The sequence below is a fragment of the Microvirga sp. KLBC 81 genome, assembly GCF_003075415.1.
GTDB lineage: Bacteria > Pseudomonadota > Alphaproteobacteria > Rhizobiales > Beijerinckiaceae > Microvirga.
The window spans coordinates 1-7,302 of sequence record NZ_QDAH01000146.1; the positions used below are offsets into that span (position 1 = coordinate 1).

Consider the following 7,302-nt stretch of genomic DNA (forward strand, 5'->3'; position numbering starts at 1 on the left):
GCTCAGCTTGAGGTCATGCCGGTGGCCGCGTAAAATCCAAGCCAACCGGCCTCCGGAAAAATCGGCGCGGTTCAGCGGGCCCGGCGCTGACGGTGCTCGGCGGCCTTGCCGAGTTCGAGCGCGAGCTGATCCAGCAAGGACAAGCGAGGGGCGCGAGCGAGCCAAGGTCAAGAGGATCAGGCTCGGCCGCAGGCCGAAGCCGCATCAGGGAAAAGAGGCGTTTGCCCGACGCGACGCTGGTAAGCCTTTGGTTAAGATTGCGCGCTCCTACAACGTGAGTCACTCCACGATCTTGCAGCTGCACACGTCTTGACACTCGGCGGAGAGGAACGTGATGAGAAATCAGCAGGACCGAGCTGGTGCGGCTGTTATGGCCGGACAAGCTGTCTATACCCGACGGACACTTGACCTTTACGATGTGGTGGTGCTCGGCCTGTCCAACGCGCTGATCTGGAAGTGCCCAACCCGACGTCTGCTCGACCACTACAATGAGCACGTGGCTGCGAAGCGGTTCTGATGGGGTGGACGCCCCATCAGAACCCGTGTTGATGCTCATGACGACCGTCTCCGAAACAGGAACCCGGCCCCGTGCCGGGTTCTTTGTGACATGGCTGCCTTCTGCAAGGAACGCAGTTGTCTTCCTGCCGCAGCGTAGCCCTCACAGATCTCGATAGCCCCGCCGCCGCTTCGCCTGGGCGATAGCCTGCAGCACCTTTCCGGTTTCTTATCCTTTCCCGTCCGGGCCGCGATTGCACAGCCACAGGAGCACACAAGGCCCGCCCAGGAAGGTCCCGGCGATTATTGAAATTGCGGTCAGGGCCATCGTCTCTTCCGGAGCCATCTCGGCCTCCACGGTTTATGCGTTAAGCCGACGGCGCGGCCTCGGGATGTAGATGGGCCGTGCAACAGGCACGGTTTGCGGGACCGACGGGTTATCACAGGCTGACATTGGCACCCTCCAGAATCATCTGCCATCAGTGATGATGCTGGAGGCGCCACCGTTTCGGTGTGGTTCAGAAGAACTACCTCTCACAAATCCTGATACCCGCGCCGCCGCTTGACTCGCGCGATTGCCTCCAGGGCCACGCCTGCCTCAACCTCGTCAGGGTAGAGTGAGGAGATCGACAAGCCCAAGGGCAGGCGCTGGGCCACCTTCGACCGCAAGATGAAGCAAGTCGAGGCCGCAGAGGCGGTCTGCAACGCCCACCTCTTCCAGCTCGTTCAGCGCTTCTCCCATCCTCGCAAAAGCAGGAGATAACCACGCGCAAAAACCCCCGTCGGTGGAGACGACGGGGGAGTTCTCTCGGGGAGGAGCCAACGTGATGTTCAGTCACGTCGCCAGCATGGACCTGCTGCAGGGTGGCGGCCTTCAAATAGATTAAACGTGGCGGGAGTTTTTGGCCGGATCGTCTCCCAAGCCGTCGCCGATGTTGGAAGTGTTTGGATCGCTACCCTGCAAATCGGACCGTGGAGGAGACATTGGCAGGGTCGCGCCAGGACTGATGCGCAAAAAGAAAGCGCCCAGGCTGGGGGAGCAGGGCGCTTTAGAGGTTCCGGCCCTTGTGGGGGTTAAGGGCCAGTCGCAGGGAAAACGATCCCGTGAGCGTTTTATTCCATCCCGGCCGGAATTTTCTGGATCGGGTTGGATCCGCACCATGGTCGGGATCTGCATCGGCCTCTGGCATGAACGACCTGAGCGATATCCTGTGCTGGAGCGAGATCCGACGGGTCGCCCAGCGGTTGATCGTGCATTACAACCAGTCCGAAAACGAGCCCAGTCGCGGCGCGAAGAGACCTATACGGCTCCCGCCCTGCCGCCTATCAGCGCGGGGGCGAAACAACGGCGGGTTGAACTAACCGGAATTGGTTGCGGTACCTCCTAGGATGCTTTGTCTAGTTCCGCTCGTCTCCATAAGCTGTTTCCAAGATTTCAAGCCTTTGAAACAGGTGGCAGATGGACCCAACAATTCCGCGCCCTCTGCGGATCGGCTTACTGCTCGACAGCCTCACCCAGCCTGTCTGGGTCAACGATGTCTTGGCGGAGGTCACCCGATCGGGCGTTGCTGAAGTTGCCTTAGTCATCCTTAACGCAGCGATCGAGAGGGAGGCGCAGGAGCGGCCCCCAAAAGCGAGAATCCTGGCACGGGGCTCGGCTTGGTACCGCAACCGACGGCTCCTCCCATTCGCCGCATACGAAAAGCTTGATGCCTGGCGCTATCAGGCAGTGAACGATCCACTCCGCGAGGTCGATATCCGGCCACACCTGTTGCCCTGTCCGGTGCTGCGTGTGATGCCGCGCCAAAGCCGATTCTGCGACTACTTCGAGGACGATGCCGTACACGAAATCATGGCACACCAGTTGGATGTGGCGCTGCGTTTCGGATTTCGAATCCTTAAAGGCCGTGCGCTCTCCATCGCACGTTTCGGGGTCTGGTCGTACCACCACGGTGATAATTCAATCAATCGCGGCGGTCCGGCAGGATTTTGGGAAGTGTTTGAGAAGTATCCAAGAACAGGCGCGGTCCTCCAGAAATTGACTGAGGAGCTCGACGGAGGAATCGTCCTCGGGCGGTGCAATTCCAGTACCAATCCCATCTCGCCCACAGCCAACCGGGCAAACTACTACTGGCAGGCCGCCGCACTTCTCCAACGCGAATTGCGGCGCGTGCAACTGGAAGGCGAAAATGCCGTCCTGAACTGGGATCATCGGAAGAGTTGGTCCCCTTACAGTTCACCTCTTTATAAGGCACCAGGCCCGATTCAGACGGGTCAGTTGCTCGCTCGCGTCGGCTTCCGCTTGGTGCGGGGAAAAGCCCAGGAATGGCTCCGAAAGGGACAGTGGTTTGTCGCATATTCATTCCGACCTCCCGAGCCAGGACAGGAGGACGTACCGCAAGCGATCCTCTATCGGTTCAAGGAGCTTCTGCCCCCTCCGGATCGGTACTGGGCCGATCCGTTTCCGGTCTTTGCCGACGGCCGCTACTACATCTTCATCGAAGAACATCCCTTTGGGTCGCCTGTGGCCCACATTTCGGTGATCGAGTTCGACATGAGCGGGGCTCCCGGTCTGCCGCGCCCGGTTCTGAAGAGGGACTACCACTTGTCCTATCCATTCGTATTCCGCTGGGCTGGGGAGTGGTACATGATCCCGGAAACACTGGAACGTAATGCCGTCGAGCTGTTTCGCGCCACGCGCTTCCCGGACGAATGGACATCGATGGGCGAGATGCTTTCCGGCATCGCTGCAACGGATCCGACGCTTGCCGAGATCGACGGGCGATGGTGGCTATTCACCGGCGTGGTTCTTCCGGGCGCGACCGAAGCGACGGCGCTATTTCTATTTCACGGCCCCACGCCCCTTGGCCCGTGGACACCCCATCTCCACAATCCTGTTAAGATCGACGTCCAAGGTGCGCGTCCGGCAGGCCGACTCTTCCACCATGCAGGTGTATGGTATCGGCCTGGACAGGACGGCTCGCCCACCTACGGGAGTGCGACCATCGTCCATCGCGTCCAAGAGATATCGGAGTCCCGGTTTCACGAGGAACCCGTCTCGCGGATCACGCCAAGCTGGCGGCCTGGGCTGCGTGGCACTCACACGCTCAATGCGGCTGGAGGGCTGACGGTGGTTGATGCACTTAGGTCCATCCCGCGCCTGAGGTTCCTCCACAGGTCAAAACCTCGCTGAGCAGAGCGTTCGCTCTGCATGCAACACTCTTAACCTATATCGATGGAACGGATTCCATGCTCACGCATCCAGCTGATACTGTAGAAGATCAAGAAGTCGGCGCCTTACATAGCAATTTTCCGGCAAGACACGCTGGATAGCCAACATCGGCTTGATATTTACGGCCGGGCCTTGGAGCGCCCTTTGGTATAGAGGGCGCCTTCTTTTCCGAGGCAGACGAACAGTCCCGAAGAGGTCCTTCTCGATCATCAGCGAGTAGAAGCGCCAGATGCCCTGCCCCGGGCCGATCCGGTGCAGCACGAGATGGTGCTTGATCGGGGACCGCAGGTTGTCAGGCACGATAGACGCGAGGCAGCGGTCGCCAGCCGACAATGTGCCGGTCGAAGTAAAGCGATGTCGTGAACCGCGGCGAGAACACACGCCAATTTCCAAGCCCGCTGATATCATCGACCTCCCACATTCCCACTGTCACAGGGAAAAGCGGCGGCGCCTCCTCGTCCTCGATCCAGAGGATCACAGGCGTTCCGTCCCGAGGTGCCAGCCTGACCGGATACCAGTCCTCCATGATGGCTCTTTCCCGGTTCAAGAATTTAACTCCGCCCTGCGTTTTCGAGTGCTGTGACACGCTCCTCAAGAGCATCGCTCACGCTGAGCGTGTAGGCCAAACTGGCAGCCGCAAGCCCCACAGCAACAATTGCGGCTATCAGCGTGCCAATCTCGATGGCTTTGCGTTGGTCTTGCGCCCGGTGAAGAGCCTTCTTCAGGAACGGGGCCAGCGCAAGATCTGATGGGGTGGACGCCCCCAACGGCCTCAGTGTGCCGAAGTGGAGGTGTTGAGCACCACTTGAGGGAGGCGTCCGTGGGAGAGGTCAGCAAGATCGGCTTGGATCTGGCGAAGAATGTCTTTCAGGCGCATGGCGCCGATGCCTCCGGAGCGGTCCTGTTCCGCAGGAAGCTGCGGCGGCACCAGGTCCTGACCTTCCTTGCAGCCCAGCCACCCTGCACGGTGGCGATGGAGGCCTGCGCCAGCGCGCATCACTGGGCGCGCACCGAAGAACAGGGTGCCATCCTCCCACTCCAGCACCACAAAGCCTCGCTCCGTCTGCACAACGAAGCTTTGGCAGGATGGCTTGAAGTCCAGAATTACTGTGCCGGTAAGACGGGGATTGCCAGGGCCGGTGGTAATGAGCCCCACGACGGCAAGCACAAAAGCAATACACCAGAGGCCGAACGCCAGGAGAGGCTTTATCATCGCAGGCTCCCTCACTGTATTGGAGAGAACGCCCGGATCAATGCGGCATTGACTTCGCAAACATTATAGCCGCCGCTGCCCACTGCGTTGATCTTTCCTTCGACTTCGACTCAAGAATTCCGTCGTGGGAAGTTATACGGCACAGGATTGCTTCCGACTGTAGGTATGCAGAAGCGGTGCTCAGGAAGAGAACGCCCCGCCTCAGAAGCTGATGTGATCTATCGTGTAGAGATCGCTCGTAATGTTCGGGCCAGCACCGCTTTGTCGCAACAGTCCGGAGCGGTCTTGAGCCACCGCAGCTTCATCATAACCTTCGACCACCCACACCCAGTCAGCCACCGCGTCGGGGCCTGCCCGAAGGGCCGTTTCACGTGTCGGCACCCTGCTTCTATCCTGATCCGCAATGAGGAGATGAGCGGCGCAGAGGCCCCTTTGGTGCGCGAGCGACTGCGCTTCGCTCGTCAATGCGCCACGCAGGTGTGCTTCGCGTCCGAGTTCAGGAGAGAACCGGACAGTTTGAAGGCAGCGGCCCGCACCCAATCCACTCGATGCCTCAACACGACACAGGCTCCGGTTCATGTTCCGCAACGCAGGCATTACTTGCTGGGTCCAGTCCGAAGGATGGTTCAGGCGCTCCAGGTAGATTTGGGATGTAAAGACATCGAGGTTGATAACTGTGTACAAGACGAGAAACTGAGGCCCAGAGCCGACAACGGAGTACCGGCGGCTCTGGAGAAAGCCGGGGATCGCAAGCCGCTCCTTCATATGTTCATGAGAGTGCCAGTCGAGGTACTCGGCCTCGCGGCCCGCCTCGACATCATGCCATGCGATCAGCGCTCCTGATGCAGCCCAACCCATTGGCACCTCCCGATAGATTATCTCCCCAACCGCCCGCCCGATCAGCGTGCTAGTGTAAACCCTGCTTTGAGGGAGGTGAACCATGCCTGATCCAGCGGCGTTGCTTAGCACCTGGAGGATGGTGTCATGGAAGCGCGAGATCATTGCCACAGGCGAGCAGATCACGCCCTTGGTCCCGATCCCACCGGCTACATCAACTACGGGGCTGACGGACGGTTCTACGCCTTGGTGGTCAGCCGTGACCGCCCTGTACCGGCGAGCCTCCCGCCCAATGCGGAGGAGAAGATCAGGCTCTTTGACAGCATGCTGGCGTATACTGGTACCGACACGCTCGATGACGAGAAGGCCGTCCACCACGTCGATGCGTCTTGGAACCAAGCCTGGACTGGCACCGATCAAGTGCGGTTCTACAAGCTGAACGGTGACAGACTGATGATCAGCGGAGCCCCGGCCAAGGACCCGCATGCGAGGCAGGACATTGTTTATCGGATCGAGTTTCAAAAGGTGCTACCTTCGGGCGAAAGCACTTAGCATCGCAATCAGATTTTCTCCCCCTAGGCATGGGCTGGATCTCAATCTAAGACTTTGCCTCTCCCTGATAAGCCGTCCATTGCTGTGCTACCATTCTCCAATGTGGGTGGTGACCCGGAACAAGACCATTTTGCTGAGGGCATCACCGAAGACATCATCACTGAGCTTTCTCGCATCAGTGCTTTCTTTGTGATCGCGCGGAACTCGGTGTCCGATACATCGTGGAAGGAAGTGTGCGGAGGGCTGGCGGACGGGTCCGTGTCAACGTCCATCTTCTGGAGGCAAGCACTGGGAACCACGTCTGGAGCAACCGCTACGACCGCCCTCTGGCTGACCTGTTCGATGTCCAAGACGACATCACGCGTAGCATCGTTGCCTCCACCCAGACACAAGTGGTCCTCAACGAGGGTCTGATCGCTGAGCGGAACGAGCATCCTGACTTTCAGACCTGGGACATGGCTAAGCGCGGCTGGCGTGAAATCTATCAACTGACGCGCGAGAGTCTGGAGAAAGCTCGTGAAATCGGACTTGCCATCAAGCGACACGCCCCTGAAAGCCCGAAGGGGCCGCAGATTGTCGCCACGGCCACCTACCATCTCGTCTACATGGGCTTTGCATCTGATCCGGCTGTGATGCGGGAGGAGGCTGTTGCCGAAGCCCGCCAAGCCATTCGGTTAGATGATCGCGATGAGTACACGCAGTGGACCTATGGCAACGTGCTGATGGGGCTGCTCGGGCGGCGTGAAGAGGCTATTGCTGCCTATCAGCAAGCTCTGGAGACCAATCCGAACTTCTCTCTTGCCTATGGAAGCCTGGGGACCACATTGGCTTGGGCGGGCCGGTCCGACGAGAGCATTGCGACTGTCGAAATAGCCATTCGCCTCAATCCGCGCGACTGAACCGCGCCGGGATTCCCGGAGGCTCCAACTCCTGACAGGATGGAGCCATGACGAAGAGAACACCCCCGTATTCA

Annotated in this window: 8 protein-coding genes and 1 pseudogene; 6 read left to right on the forward strand and 3 right to left on the reverse strand. The window is 59.5% G+C overall.

Translation table 11 applies throughout. The features are described from left to right. The first annotated feature begins 7 nt into the window (after positions 1–7). Both DC522_RS37670 and DC522_RS34470 read left to right on the forward strand, forming a co-directional pair. Positions 8–313 (forward strand): helix-turn-helix domain-containing protein, encoded by a 306-nt coding sequence (locus DC522_RS37670; RefSeq protein ID WP_371681025.1) that lies wholly within the window; start codon positions 8–10, stop codon positions 311–313. Between the two features lie 21 nt (positions 314–334). Beyond that, the gene (locus tag DC522_RS34470; protein ID WP_133239437.1) at positions 335–517 is read left to right on the forward strand and encodes a hypothetical protein; all 183 of its coding nucleotides are present in this window, start codon (positions 335–337) and stop codon (positions 515–517) included. A 512-nt stretch (positions 518–1,029) separates the two neighbouring features. On the opposite strand, the gene DC522_RS35230 is transcribed toward DC522_RS34470, so the two are convergent. Further along, positions 1,030–1,200 (reverse strand): hypothetical protein, encoded by a 171-nt coding sequence (locus tag DC522_RS35230; protein ID WP_165820411.1) that lies wholly within the window; start codon positions 1,198–1,200, stop codon positions 1,030–1,032. Positions 1,201–1,954: 754 nt separating this feature from the next. On the opposite strand from DC522_RS35230, the gene DC522_RS31785 reads away from it, so the two are divergent. Then, on the forward strand, positions 1,955–3,688 hold the full coding sequence (locus DC522_RS31785; RefSeq protein WP_116532452.1) for a hypothetical protein: 1,734 nt from the start codon (positions 1,955–1,957) through the stop codon (positions 3,686–3,688). A 331-nt stretch (positions 3,689–4,019) separates the two neighbouring features. Here DC522_RS31785 and DC522_RS31795 read toward each other — a convergent pair whose 3' ends face one another. After that, positions 4,020–4,274 (reverse strand): hypothetical protein, encoded by a 255-nt coding sequence (locus DC522_RS31795; RefSeq protein ID WP_245444722.1) that lies wholly within the window; start codon positions 4,272–4,274, stop codon positions 4,020–4,022. A 273-nt stretch (positions 4,275–4,547) separates the two neighbouring features. Here DC522_RS31795 and DC522_RS36575 point away from each other — a divergent pair. Further along, a pseudogene (locus DC522_RS36575) lies at positions 4,548–4,736 on the forward strand (IS110 family transposase); the annotation flags it as partial. A gap of 405 nt (positions 4,737–5,141) precedes the next feature. Here DC522_RS36575 and DC522_RS31810 read toward each other — a convergent pair. Further along, the gene (locus tag DC522_RS31810) at positions 5,142–5,798 is read right to left on the reverse strand and encodes a hypothetical protein (protein ID WP_133239438.1); all 657 of its coding nucleotides are present in this window, start codon (positions 5,796–5,798) and stop codon (positions 5,142–5,144) included. A gap of 126 nt (positions 5,799–5,924) precedes the next feature. On the opposite strand from DC522_RS31810, the gene DC522_RS31815 reads away from it, so the two are divergent. Continuing rightward, positions 5,925–6,329: a lipocalin-like domain-containing protein gene (locus DC522_RS31815; protein ID WP_371681022.1), complete on the forward strand. Its 405-nt coding sequence runs from the start codon at positions 5,925–5,927 to the stop codon at positions 6,327–6,329. A 233-nt stretch (positions 6,330–6,562) separates the two neighbouring features. After that, the gene (locus DC522_RS31820) at positions 6,563–7,228 is read left to right on the forward strand and encodes a hypothetical protein (RefSeq protein ID WP_116532456.1); all 666 of its coding nucleotides are present in this window, start codon (positions 6,563–6,565) and stop codon (positions 7,226–7,228) included. Positions 7,229–7,302 lie beyond the last annotated feature (74 nt).